16 protein-coding genes and 1 tRNA gene are annotated in these 15,014 nt (G+C 62.8%); 10 read left to right on the top strand and 7 right to left on the bottom strand.

Going from position 1 to position 15,014, the window contains the following annotated elements; translation table 11 throughout:
* Nucleotides 1-206 precede the first annotated feature (206 nt).
* A tRNA-Pro gene (locus AC1RLZ_RS05735) sits at nt 207-283 on the bottom strand.
* 94 nt (nt 284-377) lie between these two features.
* Between AC1RLZ_RS05735 and AC1RLZ_RS05730 the strand changes: the two genes are divergently transcribed.
* Genes AC1RLZ_RS05730 through AC1RLZ_RS05720 form a run of 3 tightly spaced genes read left to right on the top strand, consistent with a single transcriptional unit; the run spans nt 378 to nt 3,307 of the window.
* A complete protein-coding gene (locus tag AC1RLZ_RS05730; RefSeq protein ID WP_493187825.1) occupies nt 378-1,373 on the top strand; it encodes an L-threonylcarbamoyladenylate synthase in 996 nt (331 codons plus the stop codon).
* A 51-nt stretch (nt 1,374-1,424) separates the two neighbouring features.
* Nucleotides 1,425-2,882, top strand: a complete 1,458-nt coding sequence (locus AC1RLZ_RS05725; protein WP_493187824.1) for an FAD-binding oxidoreductase — start codon at nt 1,425-1,427, stop codon at nt 2,880-2,882.
* Nucleotides 2,879-3,307 (top strand): GNAT family acetyltransferase, encoded by a 429-nt coding sequence (locus tag AC1RLZ_RS05720; protein WP_493187823.1) that lies wholly within the window; start codon nt 2,879-2,881, stop codon nt 3,305-3,307. The genes AC1RLZ_RS05725 and AC1RLZ_RS05720 overlap by 4 nt, the downstream gene beginning before the upstream one ends.
* A 76-nt stretch (nt 3,308-3,383) precedes the next feature.
* On the opposite strand, the gene AC1RLZ_RS05715 is transcribed toward AC1RLZ_RS05720, so the two are convergent.
* Nucleotides 3,384-4,139 (bottom strand): SOS response-associated peptidase, encoded by a 756-nt coding sequence (locus tag AC1RLZ_RS05715; RefSeq protein WP_493187822.1) that lies wholly within the window; start codon nt 4,137-4,139, stop codon nt 3,384-3,386.
* Between the two features lie 58 nt (nt 4,140-4,197).
* Here AC1RLZ_RS05715 and AC1RLZ_RS05710 point away from each other — a divergent pair, with 58 nt between their 5' ends.
* The 4 genes from AC1RLZ_RS05710 (at nt 4,198) to AC1RLZ_RS05695 (ending at nt 6,246) form a co-directional block, all read left to right on the top strand.
* Nucleotides 4,198-4,713, top strand: a complete 516-nt coding sequence (locus tag AC1RLZ_RS05710; protein WP_493187821.1) for a hypothetical protein — start codon at nt 4,198-4,200, stop codon at nt 4,711-4,713.
* Nucleotides 4,691-5,140, top strand: a complete 450-nt coding sequence (locus AC1RLZ_RS05705; protein ID WP_493187820.1) for an NUDIX hydrolase — start codon at nt 4,691-4,693, stop codon at nt 5,138-5,140. The genes AC1RLZ_RS05710 and AC1RLZ_RS05705 overlap by 23 nt, the downstream gene beginning before the upstream one ends.
* Nucleotides 5,141-5,220: 80 nt before the next feature.
* Nucleotides 5,221-5,595 carry a TIGR02301 family protein gene (locus AC1RLZ_RS05700; RefSeq protein ID WP_371421852.1) on the top strand — a complete coding sequence of 125 codons (375 nt, stop codon included), beginning with the start codon at nt 5,221-5,223 and terminating at the stop codon, nt 5,593-5,595.
* A gap of 15 nt (nt 5,596-5,610) precedes the next feature.
* Nucleotides 5,611-6,246: an HAD family hydrolase gene (locus AC1RLZ_RS05695; RefSeq protein WP_371421902.1), complete on the top strand. Its 636-nt coding sequence runs from the start codon at nt 5,611-5,613 to the stop codon at nt 6,244-6,246.
* Between the two features lie 98 nt (nt 6,247-6,344).
* Here the strand turns inward: AC1RLZ_RS05695 and AC1RLZ_RS05690 are convergent, their stop codons facing one another.
* Nucleotides 6,345-7,619: an acyl-CoA dehydrogenase family protein gene (locus tag AC1RLZ_RS05690; protein WP_493187819.1), complete on the bottom strand. Its 1,275-nt coding sequence runs from the start codon at nt 7,617-7,619 to the stop codon at nt 6,345-6,347.
* Between the two features lie 147 nt (nt 7,620-7,766).
* Between AC1RLZ_RS05690 and AC1RLZ_RS05685 the strand changes: the two genes are divergently transcribed.
* Entirely contained in the window at nt 7,767-8,546 is a 780-nt protein-coding gene (locus tag AC1RLZ_RS05685) for an enoyl-CoA hydratase-related protein (RefSeq protein ID WP_371421850.1), read from the top strand.
* A gap of 45 nt (nt 8,547-8,591) precedes the next feature.
* Here AC1RLZ_RS05685 and AC1RLZ_RS05680 read toward each other — a convergent pair whose 3' ends face one another.
* From AC1RLZ_RS05680 to AC1RLZ_RS05670, 3 genes are read right to left on the bottom strand one after another with little or no spacing between them, the layout of a single operon-like run.
* The gene (locus AC1RLZ_RS05680) at nt 8,592-8,963 is read right to left on the bottom strand and encodes a DUF6285 domain-containing protein (protein ID WP_493187818.1); all 372 of its coding nucleotides are present in this window, start codon (nt 8,961-8,963) and stop codon (nt 8,592-8,594) included.
* Between the two features lie 58 nt (nt 8,964-9,021).
* Entirely contained in the window at nt 9,022-10,020 is a 999-nt protein-coding gene (locus AC1RLZ_RS05675) for a phosphotransferase family protein (protein ID WP_493187817.1), read from the bottom strand.
* Between the two features lie 3 nt (nt 10,021-10,023).
* Nucleotides 10,024-10,818, bottom strand: coding sequence for an enoyl-CoA hydratase/isomerase (locus AC1RLZ_RS05670; RefSeq protein WP_493187816.1), 795 nt, complete (start codon nt 10,816-10,818; stop codon nt 10,024-10,026).
* 163 nt (nt 10,819-10,981) lie between these two features.
* Here AC1RLZ_RS05670 and AC1RLZ_RS05665 point away from each other — a divergent pair, with 163 nt between their 5' ends.
* On the top strand, nt 10,982-11,773 hold the full coding sequence (locus AC1RLZ_RS05665) for an SDR family NAD(P)-dependent oxidoreductase (RefSeq protein ID WP_371421846.1): 792 nt from the start codon (nt 10,982-10,984) through the stop codon (nt 11,771-11,773).
* A 133-nt stretch (nt 11,774-11,906) separates the two neighbouring features.
* On the opposite strand, the gene AC1RLZ_RS05660 is transcribed toward AC1RLZ_RS05665, so the two are convergent.
* A complete protein-coding gene (locus AC1RLZ_RS05660) occupies nt 11,907-13,568 on the bottom strand; it encodes a flavin-containing monooxygenase (protein WP_493187815.1) in 1,662 nt (553 codons plus the stop codon).
* A 206-nt stretch (nt 13,569-13,774) separates the two neighbouring features.
* Between AC1RLZ_RS05660 and AC1RLZ_RS05655 the strand changes: the two genes are divergently transcribed.
* A complete protein-coding gene (locus tag AC1RLZ_RS05655) occupies nt 13,775-14,908 on the top strand; it encodes a nitronate monooxygenase (RefSeq protein ID WP_493187814.1) in 1,134 nt (377 codons plus the stop codon).
* Nucleotides 14,909-15,014 lie beyond the last annotated feature (106 nt).

The following is a 15,014-nucleotide window of genomic DNA, read 5'->3' as shown; positions in this document are numbered from 1 at the left end:
CAGGGAAGGCTTATCTCTCGGCGAGAAATGATGCCAAGCGGACGCCGGCGCGACGCATGGGACTGCATATGTGGGGGCGGAATTCGGCGATTCCACCGCGCGCGATCACGCCGCCGCACCGAACATCGCCGGTGAGCCGATGGATGAAAATCGGGAGATTCTGGCCAATAGGGGCGCTGCAAGTGAGCGCTAAGCCATTGAAATCATGGTCGGAGTGGCAGGATTCGAACCTGCGACCCCTGCGTCCCGAACGCAGTGCTCTACCGGGCTGAGCCACACTCCGACTAAGAGCGCGGCTTATAGCCTTGGGTTTCGCATCCTGCAAGAACCCCGGTAAAGAAGCCTGACCGATTTTCCAGAACAAGGATCTGCCCTGCATGGCCACAGGCCTGACAACCCGGATGAGCCCTGCCGACACCGCCCATATTGTGGAGGCGGCGCGCTGCCTGCGCGCAGGCGGGCTGCTGGCGTTCCCCACCGAGACGGTCTACGGGCTCGGCGCGGATGCGGCCAATCCGCGGGCCGTGGCGGGGATCTATGAGGCCAAGGGCCGGCCGTCGTTCAATCCGCTGATCGCCCATGTGGCCGATCTCGCCGCTGCCCGGCGCATTGCCCGCTTCGATGCGCGCGCGCTGGCGCTGGCCGAAGCGTTCTGGCCGGGACCGCTGACGCTGGTGCTGCCCAAGGCGGCGGATTGCCCGGTTGCCGACCTGGCCACCGCCGGGCTCGATACGGTCGCCATCCGCGTACCGGCGCATCCCGTGGCCCACGCGCTGCTGCAGGCCTTTGGCGGTGCCGTGGTGGCGCCATCGGCCAATATCTCCGGACACGTCTCGCCGACCACCGCAGCCCATGTGCTGAGCGATCTGGAGGGCCGGATCGACATGATTCTCGATGGCGGGCCGGTTGAGGTGGGCGTTGAATCCACCATCGTCGGTTGTTTCGACCAGCCGATGCTGCTGCGGCCGGGCGGCCTGCCGCGCGAGGCGATCGAGCGGGTCTTGGGTCAGCCGCTGGCAAGCCCGCCGGACGAACCCGCGAGCGATACAAACCAGCCGCTGGCGCCGGGCATGCTGGCCTCGCATTACGCGCCGCGGACACGGGTGCGGCTGCTGGCCGAGGCCGTCAGCCCCGGTGAGGCCTTGCTGGCCTTCGGATCGGCCCCGCTGCCGGGTATGGAGGGCGCCGCCGCTATCCTGAATTTGTCTGAACAAGGCGATCTCGAGGAAGCCGCCACCAATCTTTTCGGCTATCTTCGCGCGCTCGACGCAGCTGCCGTCGCTTCGGGCGCCACCAGTATCGCGGTGATGCCGGTGCCGAACCACGGGCTCGGCGAAGCCATCAACGACCGGCTGCGCCGCGCCGCCGTGTAAATCGAACGCGAGACCAAGAAACGCGCCAAGAAAATATCCAAGGGAATAGTTATGAATATCGTCCAGCCGAAGCCGCCCACGCTCTCCCCCGAAACCATCGCGCGCTTCCGGGCCATCGTCGGCGACAAATACGCCATCACCGATCAGGCCGATGTGCATCAATACGTCACCGAGGATCGCAACCTGTTCTTCGGCACGTCACCGCTGGTGCTGCGCCCGGGCTCGACGGCTGAAGTCGCCGCGATCTGCAAACTCGCCACCGAGACGCGCACCGCGCTGGTGCCGCAGGGCGGCAATACCGGCCTCGTCGGCGGCCAGACGCCCTATGGCGGCGAGGTGGTGCTGTCGATGCGCCGGATGGACAAGGTGCGCGATCTGGACACCTCGTCCAACACCATGACGGTGGAAGCCGGCCTCGTGCTGCAGGTCGCGCAGCAGCGCGCCGCGGAAGCCGACCGGCTGTTCCCGCTGTCGCTGGGCTCCGAGGGGAGCTGCACCATCGGCGGCAATCTCTCCAGCAATGCCGGCGGCACCACGGCGCTCGCCTATGGCGTGGCGCGCGAGATGGCGCTGGGCCTCGAAGTGGTGCTGGCCGATGGCCGCATTCTCAACGGCCTGTCGAAGCTGAAGAAGGACAACACCGGTTACGACCTGCGCAACATCTTCATCGGCGCCGAGGGCTCGCTGGGCATCATCACCGCCGCAACGCTGAAACTGTTTCCGAAGCCGCGCGCGGTCGAGACGGCCTTTGTCGGCCTGAAATCGCCGGACGATGCGCTGAAGCTGCTCGGCATCTCGCGCTCCGAGGCCGCCGGCAATCTCACGAGCTTCGAACTGATCGCCGATATCGCGGTGGATTTCAGCGTCCGCCACGGCATCGGCATTCGCGATCCCCTCGCCGGCAAGCACGCCTGGTATGTGCTGATGGAATTGTCCTCGGGACGCGACGACGCGCGCGCCACGCTGGAAGCGATCCTGGAGCGCGGCATGGAAGACGGCATCGTCGACGATGCCGTGATCGCCGAGAATATCGCCCAGCGGCAGGCGTTCTGGAAACTGCGCGAGGAAATCTCGCCGGCGCAGAAGCCGGAAGGCGGCTCGATCAAGCACGACATCTCGGTCCCCGTCGCATCGGTACCTGCCTTCATTGCTGAAGCCAACGCAGCCGTCGTGAAGCTGATGCCCGGCGCGCGGCCGGTGCCGTTCGGCCATCTCGGCGACGGCAACATCCACTACAATGTCACGCAGCCCAAGGAGACGCTCGGGGACAGCGACGGCCGCGAGAAATTCCTGGCGCGCTGGCATGACGTCAACGAAGTCGTCTTCGAGGTCGTGCTGCGCATGGGCGGTTCGATCTCCGCCGAACACGGCATCGGCCAGATGAAGGCGGCTGAGCTGCCCTCGGTGAAGGACCCCGTCGCCATCGAGCTGATGCGCAGCCTGAAGACCATGCTGGACCCACTGAACATCCTCAATCCGGGCAAGGTGCTGCTGCCGGTGCAACATTGAAAGTTGCCCGGCTCGTCGACACCGATATTCAGGCAGTCATCCAGCTCTGGCTGCGCTGCGGACTGGTGCGGCCCTGGAACGATCCGGAAGCCGATATCCGGCTGGCGCGCGCCGGCACCAATGCCGATGTGCTGGTCGGCCGCAAGGGAAGGACCATCGTCGCCTCCGTACTCGTCGGCCATGACGGCCATCGCGGCTGGGTCTATTACGTCTCGGTCGATCCGGACCATCAGCGCCAGGATTTCGGCCGCGGCATCATGACGGCAGCCGAAGACTGGCTGCGCGAACGCGGTATCGAGAAAATGCAGCTGATGGTGCGCTCGGATAACACCAAGGTGCAGGCATTCTACGAGTCGCTCGGCTATGGCGAACAGAAACGCGTGATCTATGCCAAGTGGCTCGATGGCCGGCCCCTGACGCCGTAGGTCGCAATTGTTGGATGGGTGGAGCGTAGCGAAAAGCAAGGATGGGTTTCGCGAAGACGCTCTACCCGTCCTGCTGTCAAAACAACGAGCCCTGACCGTCGTCCTCGCTCACTATCACCTTGCGCGGCGCCCGCAACGGCTTCACCTGCTCCACAGCAGCTTCCTCTGCCGAGATCGGCAGGATGAGCTGTGCATCGTCATTGGCCACCTTGTTGACGGCCATCGCCACCGGATGCCAGGCGAAGGTGCCGTCTCCGGGTGCGGCGAGCATCGTCATCACGTCAGATGCGCTATCCGCACTGCAATCGAGCCACCGGCCGAAATGATCGGGCGCGATCGTCACCGGTACGCGATGGTGCAGAACCGACATGCCCGTGCTGGCTTCCGCAGTAATGATCGCAACCGTGTCGACTTCTTCACCGTTCGGGCCCATCCAGGTTTCGGCAAGACCCGCGAAGCCCATCGGACCTCCTGCATGTGGATGGATAAAATACGGTTGTTTGCGTTCACCGCGATTTTGCCATTCGTAGTAACCATCGGCCGGAATCAGACAGCGTCGGCGGCGAATCGCGTTTTTGAAGGCAGGCTTTTCTTGTACCGTCTCGGCGCGTGCATTAATCAGAAGCGTAAACTTCCGCGGGTCCTTGACCCAGGAGGGCAAAAGGCCCCATCGCATCAGACGGAAATGCCGGGATCCGTTTTCAACGATGACAACGGGAACCGGCTGCGTCGGCGCAACATTGTATCTGGCAGGGAAGTTCGGCTGCTCAATATAGCCGAATACCTGCCGTAACGCTTCCGGCGCCGACGTAATGACAAACCGCCCACACATTCTCGATCCGCAATCCTTGTTCAGGCGGTTTTAACCCGAAACACCAACAGTGCGACACATGACCCTGACGGCCCTGCAACCGGCGCAGCATGACCATCACGACCTGGCCGGCGCCGGTGCTGGCCCGGTCGCGTCCGCCGCTGAACTGATGGCCGCGAACATCAATCCACGCACGGGTCTGGCGACCGATTATCTGAATCACTTCAACGAAGCCATCATGCTGCTTGAGCTGATCCCGGACATGCCGGACTGCTATGAGCTGTTTCTGGAGTGGCAGCCGCTCAGCTATGCCGAGCACTTCATCAAATCCAACTTCAAGGCACGCGATCTCGCCATCGCTTCCTATGAGGCTGCACGCCCCGATATCCGCGCCGAATTCGACGCGCTGGTCACGAACATGACGCAGATCCTGATCACCGTCGGTGACGCCATGCGCACCGTGCAGCAGGATCGCACCCGCGCGATGCTGGCCGAACAGGCTGCCGGCTGGGTCAAGCCGATGGTCGGAACCGCCGGCGGCGTCATCAACGGCCGCGATCAGGAATCCAACGTTGACAGCATCATGGCCCAGTGACCTCGTGACCATTGCTGCTCCCGCCCATCCGCAACTCGCCACCAGCGCCGCCATCTTCCGGGACGGCAAGGTGCTGCTGGTCCGCCGCGCCCGCTCGCCCGGCAAGGGCTTCTATTCGCTCCCCGGCGGGCGCGTGGAATTCGGCGAATCCCTCGCCGTCGCCCTCGCGCGCGAAGTGATGGAGGAGACCGGGCTGACCATCGACATTGTCGGCCTGTCCGGCTTTCGCGAAGTGCTGCCGAACGACAAGGTGGCCGGGCATTACCTGATCATGTCCTTTGCCGCACGCTGGGTGGCTGGCGAACCCAGGCTGAACGACGAACTCGACGATTTCCAGTGGGTCGCGCCGGACGATCTCGGCGCTTTCAAGACCACCGATGGCCTCGGTCCGATCCTTGCCATGGCGGAAGACCTGGTCGGACCATAGATAGCTCCTTGCCGCTGCGGCAGCGTTGCCTTGCTTCAGACGGCTTGAAAAGGCATATCAGCCGGGTTCCAGGACCATTCATGTTGAAGCATCTGCTCCTCATTCTGACCGTTGTGACGATCTGCGCTGGCTCTGCCCGGGGGCAGGACGCGGCTGCGCCATTCGACAACGATCTGCAGCGGATGTCGGAGATCCTCGGCGCGCTGCATTACCTGCGCGGCATTTGCGGCAATAACGAAGGCAACAAGTGGCGCAACGAGATGCAGGCGCTGGTCGACGCCGAGACGCCGTCCGGCGAGCGCCGCGCCCGCATGATCGCCGGCTTCAACCGCGGCTATAACGGCTTCCAGCAGACCTACCGGACCTGCACACCTGCCGCGACTATCGCGATCCGCCGCTATATCGACGAAGGCTCGCGGATCTCGCGCGACCTCACCGCAAGGTATGCGAACTAGATGAAGCAACATGTGATCGACACTGTCTTTTTCGATCTCGACGGGACGCTCACCGATCCCAAGATCGGCATTACGGGCTCGATCCAGTATGCGCTCGATAAGCTCGGCATCCCCGTTCCCAGCCAGGACGAACTGACCTGGTGCATCGGGCCGCCGTTGCGCGCCAGCTTCGTGGCACTGCTTGGCGGCGAGAAAGACGCCGATCGCGGCGTCGAACTCTATCGCGAACGCTTCGGTACGATCGGACTGTTCGAGAATACGCTCTATGACGGCATCACCGCGACGCTAGAGACGCTTCATACTTCCGGCCGCCGGCTCTTTGTCGCGACCAGCAAACCGCATGTATTTGCCGACCGCATCGTCGAGCACTTCGGCCTGCGCAAGTATTTCACGCACGTATTCGGCTCGGAACTCGACGGTACCCGCGTCGACAAAAGCGATCTGCTTCGCTACGCGCTGGACGAGACCTCCACCGATCCCGCCCGGGCCATAATGATCGGCGACCGCAAGCACGACATCATCGGCGCCGCGAATAACGGCATTCCGGGAATCGGCGTGCTCTATGGTTATGGCGGCCGCGAGGAGCTGACCTCCGCGGGCGCCCGGCATCTGGTGACTTCACCTACGGAAATTCCGGGTCATATCAACTAGTCGCAGGATGGGTGCAGCGTGTTCGCGAAACCCATCAATCACACACGACCAAAAGATGGGTTTTGCTGCGCTCCACCCATCCTAGGACAATCGCGATTTCAATGCTTCCCCGCGCCCATATAGCCGAACAGGAATCCCGCGACCTTGCGCTTCTGGATTTCCTCGCTGCCTTCCGTAATGCGATAGCGACGGTGGTGGCGATAGATGTGCTCGAATGGCTTGTGGCGTGAATAGCCCATGCCGCCATGCACCTGCATCGCGCGATCGGCGGACTCGCAGCACAGCCGGTTGGCCCAGTAGTTACACATGGACACCTTGTCGGACAGCGTGTGCTCGACCTGGGCCTGGGTGAGCTGGTCCATCTCCCATGCGGTCTTGCGGATCAGCAGCCGCAGCATCTCTGCCTGCGTCGCCAGTTCGACCAATGGAAACTGGATGCCCTGGTTGCGCGCCAGTTCCTCGCCGAACGGCTTTCGCTCGCGCGCGTATTTCACGCTCTCATTGATGCAATAGACAGCCGCCCCCAGCGAGCTCGCAGCCTGGCGGATGCGGTTCTCATGTACGAAACACTGCGCCAGCGATAACCCGCGGCCAATCTCGCCGAACAGCGCATCGTCCGGCACGAACACATCGGTGAACGAGACACGCGGATGGTCCGTGGGCATGTTGAAGGTCCACATATATTCTTCGATCTTCACGCCTGCGGCCTTGGCCGGCACCAGGAAACAGGTGATGCCGCGCGCATCCCCGTCATTCCCCGACGTTCGCGCGAACAGCGCGCAATGCGTGGCCACATGCATGCCGGTGGTCCACATCTTCTCGCCGTTGATGACCCAGCCCTTGACGCCGTCTCGTGTCGCCTCGACCGCCGTCGTCTCCATATGCGTGGCGTCCGAGCCGTGCTCGGGCTCCGTGAGCCCAAAGGTGATGCGATACTTGCCGGTGATGGAGCCTTCGATCATCTCCTTCTGGTCGTCGCGGCCATAGCGATCCAGCATCGTCACCAGCGGCAGATTCCCGACAATGGAGTGTTCGTTCTGCAGATCGTTGTGCAGACCAAGACCCTTGGCGGCGAAATGCTCGCGGATCACCGCCATCCAGAGATTGCTGCCGTCCTTGCCGCCATAGCGCTTCGGGATTGCGAAGCGGAGATGGCCGGCCTTGTCGGCGCGGTTCTTTGCCTGGCGCAGCAGCGCTTCCCATTCGTGCCGAGGCAACCCGCCATTGTCGAAATCGGTGCGCGCCCATTCGCGACGATGGTCGAAGAAACGGATGTTATCGTCCGCGTCTTCCATCGGCTTGATCTCGCGCAGGATGAAGCTATCGAGTTCGGCGAGATAGGCGACCAGATCGGCCGGCAAGGAAAAATCCAAGGCGCTCTCCCGATTGTTTTGATGAGCTTTGTTGCTCTTGTTAATCGGGCGATTAAGATGGCATCGTTCGATCAAGTCAAGCGCGGCAAGTCACGCACGGCCCGGCCGCAAATATTCTGCGCAACGAAAAACAAGAGGGAGGCCGCGATGGCTCTGCAATTCTCAACCGTGACCCGCAAGGGACCGATCACCATCGTGACGCTGTCACGCCCGGAAGTTTACAACGCGCTGCACACCGACGCGCATAACGAGCTGCACGAGGTGTTCAACGACTTCGCCGCCGATCCCGACCAGTGGGTGGCGATCGTCACCGGAGCGGGCGACAAGGCGTTCTGCGCCGGCAACGATCTGAAATGGCAGGCCGCCGGCGGCAAGCGCGGCTGGAACACGTCGGGCTTCGCCGGCCTCACAGCACGCTTCGATTGCGACAAGCCGATCATCGCTGCTGTGAACGGCGTCGCCATGGGCGGCGGCTTCGAGATCGCGCTGGCCTGCGACCTGATCATCGCCGCCGAGAATGCGACCTTCGCGCTGCCGGAACCACGCGTCGGCCTCGCCGCTTTGGCCGGCGGGTTGCAGCGCCTGCCACGCCAGATCGGCATGAAGCGCGCCATGGGCATGATCCTCACGGCACGCCACGTGAAGCCCCAGGAAGGTTATGAACTCGGCTTCGTCAATGAAGTGGTGCCGCAGGGCGAGGCCTTGAATGCCGCGCTGCGCTGGGCCGAGACCATCTGCCAGAACTCACCGATGTCGATCCGCGCCTCCAAGCAGGCAATCCAGAAGGGCATGGCAGTGTCGCTTGAACAGGCGATCACCGAACAGCGCGAATATCCCGCGGTGAAGGCAATGGCGGCGTCGGAAGACTATGTCGAAGGACCGAAGGCATTTTCGGAGAAGCGCAAGCCGAACTGGAAGGGGAAGTAGCTTCAGCCGCAGGGTGGGCAAAGGCGCGCTTGCGCCGTGCCCACCCTATTTTTTCAGCTCCCGTTGATACGCCGCATAATTCGGCTGATCGACCGCGAGTTTCGCCAGCGTCGTCTGCCACAGGTGATCCTTCACACCGGGCGTATCGAGATCAGCCTCACCGCTCGCAATGCGCGCGGCGAGTATTTGATTGAGTTCGTTGAGCGATCCCGTGGTGCCCAGCAGTGCCGAGAGGCTTGCGGCCTCGCTCGCATTGCTCGCACCTTCCAGCGTCAATTGCCGCGTCACCAGATCGAGCGCATTGATTGCGACGCGCAGCTTGAACGCCGCATGACCGGACAGCTGCGGCGTGATGTCGTTGCGCAGGAAATCCGCGACGGCTTTGACGAGTTCGTCCGGCCTCGGTTCGTCCTGCATCACTCCCCCTTTTGCTTTCGCATGATCCAATCCGAAAACCGGCAACCATTTTTCGGGATCATGCGCGCGGAGCAAGAAGCCGCAACAGATCAATCTCGGTTTCCGACGAGCGCCGCCCAATCATCGCCCGCTCCATCGAATGATCCGGCCCCAGTCGAAATCGCTGCATCATCCCGACGCACATCACGCCCCAGCGCAGTGTGCCCATCACTTCCCAGAACTTTACGCGTTCGGCATCGACCTTGATGCCCGACGCCGCCTCGTAAGCTGCGAACAAATCCTCATAGGCGCCGAAACCACCGACCGGTTTGTCGATCGCTCCAAAGCGCCATGAATTGACGCAGATCCAGCCGAGATCCTCCATGGGATCGCCGAGATGCGCGAGCTCCCAGTCCAGCACTGCGCACACGCCATCGGGCCCGATCATCAGATTGCCGTGACGAAAATCGCCGTGCACCAGAGTGACGCGCTCGGACGGGCCGGGATCGTGATCACGCAACCAGCGCAGTGCCAGTGCGAAAACCGGCCTTGGCCAGTTAAACCCATCAATTTCCCTGGCAATATCGGAAATTTCAATCGCGGCCGTCATGCGTCGCAGCTGCGGCAGTGCTGCAATATCGAGACCATGGATGCCGGCGAGGATTCCGCCACACTGTTGCGCGAGTTTTGGGCGCGCTTGCGCGAATTCGTTGTCACGCAAGATCTTGCGCGGGATGGTTTCCCCAGCGACTCGCTGCATGATGAAGCCCGTTCCCAGATCCTCATCCGGTTCGAGAACATGCAGCACCTTCGGCGACGGCACGCCGGCATCATGCGCAAGCTGCATCAGCACCGCTTCGGCATCGAGACCCGCAGCACGGCCGGGCGCCGCGCCATAGCCGGGCGGCGCGCGGCGCAGGATGGCGCCGATGGCACCATCGGGATGCGTGATATCGAACGACCACGTCTCCTGACTGGCGCCACCGGACAGCCGTGTTGCCGACGCCACGCCCGTCGCGCCGGGGCACCACGCCACCGCACTGCGCGCCAAAAGCTCCGCGACGGACGCCGCGCTCAAGGCTTACTGGCCCGTGAACTTGGCCGGACGTTTTTCCAGGAACGCCGCAACGCCTTCCTTGAAATCCGGCGAAGCGCCGGCGGCGCGCTGCGATTTGACCTCGAGATTGATCTGGTCCTCGAAGGAATTCTCCGGGCTTTCCCAGTAGAGCTTGCGGATCAGCGACAGTGCGATGGTCGGGCCGTTGGCGAGTTCATGGGCGAGCTTCATGGTTTCATCCATCAGCGCCGCATCATCATAGACACGATTGACGAGGCCCCATTCCAGCGCCTTTTCGGCCGGCAACCTTTCACCAAGCAACGACAGTTCGACCGAACGCGCCTTGCCGATCAGGCGGGGCAGAATCCAGGTCGAGCCGCAATCCGGCACCAGACCGATACGGCGGAACGCCTGCAGGAAATAGGACGAGCGCGCACACAGAATGAGATCGCCCATCAGCGCGAAGCTCATGCCGGCGCCGGCGGCGGGGCCATTCACCGCGGTAACGATCGGGCAATGCAGGTTCTGCAGCCGGCGCAGGAACGGATGGAAGGCAGTCTCCAGCGTGGCGCCGGCATTGCTGCGCGCCTTTGTGAGCTGATTGTTGCGCCCCTGAAGATTGGCGCCCGTGCAGAAGGCACGGCCGGCGCCGGTGAGGACCACGCAGCGCACATCCGCCTTGCGATCATCGATCTCGTCCAGCGCCTCGCCGAGGCCGCCGAGCATGTCGACCGAGACCGCGTTCATGACCTCCTGATGATCGAGCTTCAGGATGGCGACATTGCCGTCGAAATCGAGCGTGACGTGTTTGAACTGCATGGTTTCCTCACGGGATGATCCGCGTGTTTATTCCGCGGTGTGGAAGCTTTGTATGTCGGGCGGCATATTTGATTTTTCAGACGCGCTTGTCCATGCTTCCTGGGGAACACCAGCCCACCAACGGACGCACGGCATAACGTGCGCCAAACATGGAAACGCTGACATGGCAACGCCAACACACATTTTCGACCTCAGCGGCCGCGTGGCCGTCATCACCGGCGGCAATGGCGGCATCGGCCTCGGCATCGCGCAGGCGCTGGCCACCGCCGGTTGCAACGTCTCGATCTGGGGCCGCAATGCCGAGAAGAACAAGGCGGCGGCTGCCAGCATGGCGGATTGCACCGGCAAGGTCGACACGCTGGTCTGCGACGTTACCGACACCGCCTCGGTGAAGTCGGCCATGGATGCCACGCTCAAAAAATTCGGCCGTGTCGATGGCTGCTTCGCCAATGCCGGCATCGGCGGCGGTGGCCGGCACAATTTCATCGACCGCACCGAAGAACAGTGGCGCACCATGTTCGCCACCAATCTGGACGGCGTCTTCCATGCCTTCCAGGTCGCCGCGCGGCACATGACGGAACGCGCCGAGGCCGGCGACAAATTCGGGCGGCTGGTGGCGACATCGAGCCTCGCGTCGATCTTCGGCACTGCGCGCAACGAGCACTATGCGGCGACCAAGGCGGCGATCAACGCGCTGGTGCGCGCACTGGCGGTCGAACTGGCGCGGCAGGGCGTGACAGCGAATGCGATCCTGCCCGGCTGGATCAAGAGCGACATGACGGCGGGGATCATGGGCAACGAAAAATTCGTCGCGAATGTGATGCCGCGCATCCCGGTGCGCCGCTTCGGCGAGCCCTCGGATTTCGGCGGCATCGCGGTCTATCTGATGAGCAAGGCATCGTCGTATCACACAGCGGATACATTCGTGATCGACGGCGGGTATACGGCGTTCTAACCACAAACGCTGTCATGCCCGGACTTGATCCGGGCATCCGTCTTTGCCCCCTGCACCCCATGAAGATGGTTGGCCCGGTCAAGCCCGGCCATGACAACCGGGAGAGCGCAGTCTCTCGCCCTCCTCCACGACTCTACGACGCCACGGCCTCCCGCGGCTTCGCCCCGACCGTCATCGCAAACCCCTCATAATCCTTCGCGGCGACTTCGTTGCAGATCTGCCGGTAGACCCCGACGCCCCCGATATAGGGCATGAAAATCTGCGGCTTACCGGGGATGTTGGCCCCCATGTACCAGGAATTGGCCTGCGGATAGAGCGTGCCGGCCGCCACCTCGTTGACATGCGCGACCCATTTGTCCTCGGCGGGATGCGTTGCCTCCATGACCTCGGCGCCGCGGTCGCGCATATAAGCGAGGCAATCGCTAATCCAGTCGACATGCTGCTCGATGGACACGATCATGTTTGACAGCACCGAGGGCGAGCCGGGACCGGTGACGATAAACAGGTTCGGGAAGCCCGCGCTCATCAGACCGAGATAGGTTCGCGGGCCTTCAGCCCATTTGTCGTTCAGCGTCTGGCCGCCGCGGCCGCGAATATCGATCTTGGCGACCGAGCCGGTCATGGCATCGAAGCCGGTGGCAAGCACCAGCGCGTCCACCTCATAGTCCTTGCCGCCGGTGCGCACGGCATGCGGCAGGATCTGTTCGATAGGGTGAGCCTTGATATCGACCAGCTTCACGTTCGGGCGGTTGAAGGTCGCGTAATAGTCGGTATCGACGCAAATGCGTTTGGAGCCGACCGGATGATCCTTCGGCTGCAGAAGTTTCGCCGTCTCCGGATCGCTGACAATCTCTGAAATCCTCTCGCGGATGAAATCGGCGGCCGTATCGTTGGCGCCCTGATCCAGTACCAGATTATTGTAGACGCCCATAAATGTAAGACCGCCAGAGGTCCAGCGCGCGTGATACTTCTTACGCCTTGCATGTTCCGGATCGTCGAGCGCGCCACGGTCCGGCACCGGCTGCACGATGCCGTTCTTGAATTCCTCGCGGGCACGGCGCCTGATTTCCGGATAGTTATCGCGGAACGACTTGCGTTCAGCATCAGTCAGCGGCGCATTGCGCGCCGGCACGCTGAAATTGGCGGTGCGCTGGAACACATAAAGCTGGCTTGCCTGTTCGGCGATCAGCGGGATCGACTGGATTGCCGACGATCCGGTGCCGATGACGCCAACGCGCAGGCCGGTGAAATCGACCGGCTCATGCGGCCAGTTGCCGGTGTGATAGACCTTGCCCTTGAAGTCCTTCATGCCGCGGAATTCGGGGGTCCGCGCGTTGGACAGACAACCTGTCGCGAGCACGACATGCTGCGCGACGGTGGTCCGCCCGTCGGAGGTCGTCACCGTCCATCGGTTGGCGCGCTCGTCGAAGACTGCAGATTTGACGGTCGTGTTGAACTGGATGTCCTTCCGTAAATCGTAGCGATCGGCGACATGGCCGGCATAGCGCAGAATCTCGGGCTGCGGCGCATAGCGCTCGCTCCAGTCCCATTCCTGCTGCAGTTCCTCATCGAACGAAAAGGAGTACTGCATGCTCTCGACATCGCAGCGCGCGCCGGGATAGCGGTTCCAGTACCAGGTGCCGCCGACATCGCCGCCCTGTTCGAACACCTTCACGGCAAGGCCGAGGCCACGCAATTTGTGCAGCAGATAAAGCCCCGCGAACCCGGCGCCGACGACCACGACATCAATGCGCGCATTGTGATGTGAGACAGATTGCGGCTGTGCAGCGGCCATGCGTTCACTCCTGTATTCTTTGCTTTGCTTGTTACAGCCAGCATTTCCCGCATGACGCGAAAGCGCAAGCAGGAAATCGGGTATCGTTGCCGCGTATTTTGCCAGACGGAATGCCGCCCGCTTGGCATCGCCCTTCCCCATACGCTAGCGTTCATCACGAACCCGCCGCATGAAGCGGGTCATGCGAGATTCAGGGAGACACGCCGATGAAGTCACCGATCTGCGAGATGCTGGGCATCGATTTTCCACTGCTCGCGTTCAGCCACTGCCGCGACGTGGTGGCTGCCGTCAGCCGCGCCGGAGGTTTTGGTGTCCTCGGTGCCACCGTGCATTCACCGGAGACGCTGGAGCAGGAACTGAAGTGGATCGACGATCATGTCGACGGCAAGCCCTATGGCATCGACGTGCTGATCCCGGAGAATATTTCCACCGCGGGCGAGAAGGATGTGACGTGGAAATCGCTGGAGAGCCGCATCACGCCGGTGCATCGTGATTTCACCAGGGGCCTGCTGAAGAGATACGGCATAGAGCTCAAACATACCGAAGTGCCGGCCAATCAGCCGCAACCTTTCGATGGCGAGACCGCGCTACGTCTGCTCGACGTTTCGTTCAATCATCCGATCCGCTTGATCGCCAATGCGCTCGGCGTGCCGCCGAAGGCCATGATCGAGATGGGCAAGGCGCATGGCGTACCGGTGGCGGCATTGGTCGGCGCCAAGGAACATGCGATCCGCCAGGTGGCAGCCGGCGTGGATATTCTCGTCGCGCAAGGCACCGAGGCCGGCGGCCATTGCGGCGAGGTCTCGACCATGGTGCTGGTGCCGGAGGTGATCAAGGCGATCAAGCCGATGCGCGAGGTGCCCGTACTGGCGGCCGGCGGCATCATGACGGGACGGCAGATGGCCGGTTGCATGGCGATGGGCGCGGCCGGCGTGTGGACGGGCTCGGTGTGGCTGGCGACGACGGAATCCGAAACCTCCGAAATCTTTCGCGAGAAGATGATTGCCGCGTCATCGCGCGATGCAATCCGCTCCAGGGGGCGCACGGGCAAGCCCGCGCGGCAGTTACGCTCGGTCTGGACCGATGCCTGGGATCGCGGCGAGGATAGCCCAGGCGCACTCCCCATGCCGCTGCAAAGCCTGATCAGTCGCGACGCCTTCGCCTCTATCGACCGTTCGGCCGCGGCCGGCAATGCGCAGGCACGGGATCTGGTCAGCTATTTCGTGGGCCAGGGCGTCGGCCTGATTGACAGCGTCAAGTCGGCGGGCGCAGTTGTGCAGGAGTTCAAGGAGGATTTCGCAGAGGCCGCCGAGCATCTGACGATGTTGGTGAGCGAGTAAACGGCCTCATGGTGAGGAGCGCGCCCTTCGCGCGCGTCTCGAACCATGAGTGGCTTGGCCATCCTTCGAGACGCGGCGAAGTCGCCGCTCCTCAGGATGAGGTGCT

It is taken from the genome of Tardiphaga sp. GW822-FHT04G09 (assembly GCF_058800725.1).
This window is presented reverse-complemented; position numbering and strand designations above follow the sequence as displayed.

Excerpts from the sequence above, each read along its gene's own strand:
- AC1RLZ_RS05715 (WP_493187822.1), bottom strand. The coding sequence starts at position 4,139 with ATGTGTGGGCGGTTTGTCATTACGTCGGCGCCGGAAGCGTTACGGCAG.
- AC1RLZ_RS05665 (WP_371421846.1), top strand. The coding sequence starts at position 10,982 with ATGGCAACGCCAACACACATTTTCGACCTCAGCGGCCGCGTGGCCGTC.
- AC1RLZ_RS05660 (WP_493187815.1), bottom strand. The coding sequence starts at position 13,568 with ATGGCCGCTGCACAGCCGCAATCTGTCTCACATCACAATGCGCGCATT.
- AC1RLZ_RS05655 (WP_493187814.1), top strand. The coding sequence starts at position 13,775 with ATGAAGTCACCGATCTGCGAGATGCTGGGCATCGATTTTCCACTGCTC.
- AC1RLZ_RS05670 (WP_493187816.1), bottom strand. The coding sequence starts at position 10,818 with ATGCAGTTCAAACACGTCACGCTCGATTTCGACGGCAATGTCGCCATC.
- AC1RLZ_RS05680 (WP_493187818.1), bottom strand. The coding sequence starts at position 8,963 with ATGCAGGACGAACCGAGGCCGGACGAACTCGTCAAAGCCGTCGCGGAT.
- AC1RLZ_RS05700 (WP_371421852.1), top strand. The coding sequence starts at position 5,221 with ATGTTGAAGCATCTGCTCCTCATTCTGACCGTTGTGACGATCTGCGCT.
- AC1RLZ_RS05710 (WP_493187821.1), top strand. The coding sequence starts at position 4,198 with ATGACCCTGACGGCCCTGCAACCGGCGCAGCATGACCATCACGACCTG.
- AC1RLZ_RS05685 (WP_371421850.1), top strand. The coding sequence starts at position 7,767 with ATGGCTCTGCAATTCTCAACCGTGACCCGCAAGGGACCGATCACCATC.
- AC1RLZ_RS05730 (WP_493187825.1), top strand. The coding sequence starts at position 378 with ATGGCCACAGGCCTGACAACCCGGATGAGCCCTGCCGACACCGCCCAT.
- AC1RLZ_RS05725 (WP_493187824.1), top strand. The coding sequence starts at position 1,425 with ATGAATATCGTCCAGCCGAAGCCGCCCACGCTCTCCCCCGAAACCATC.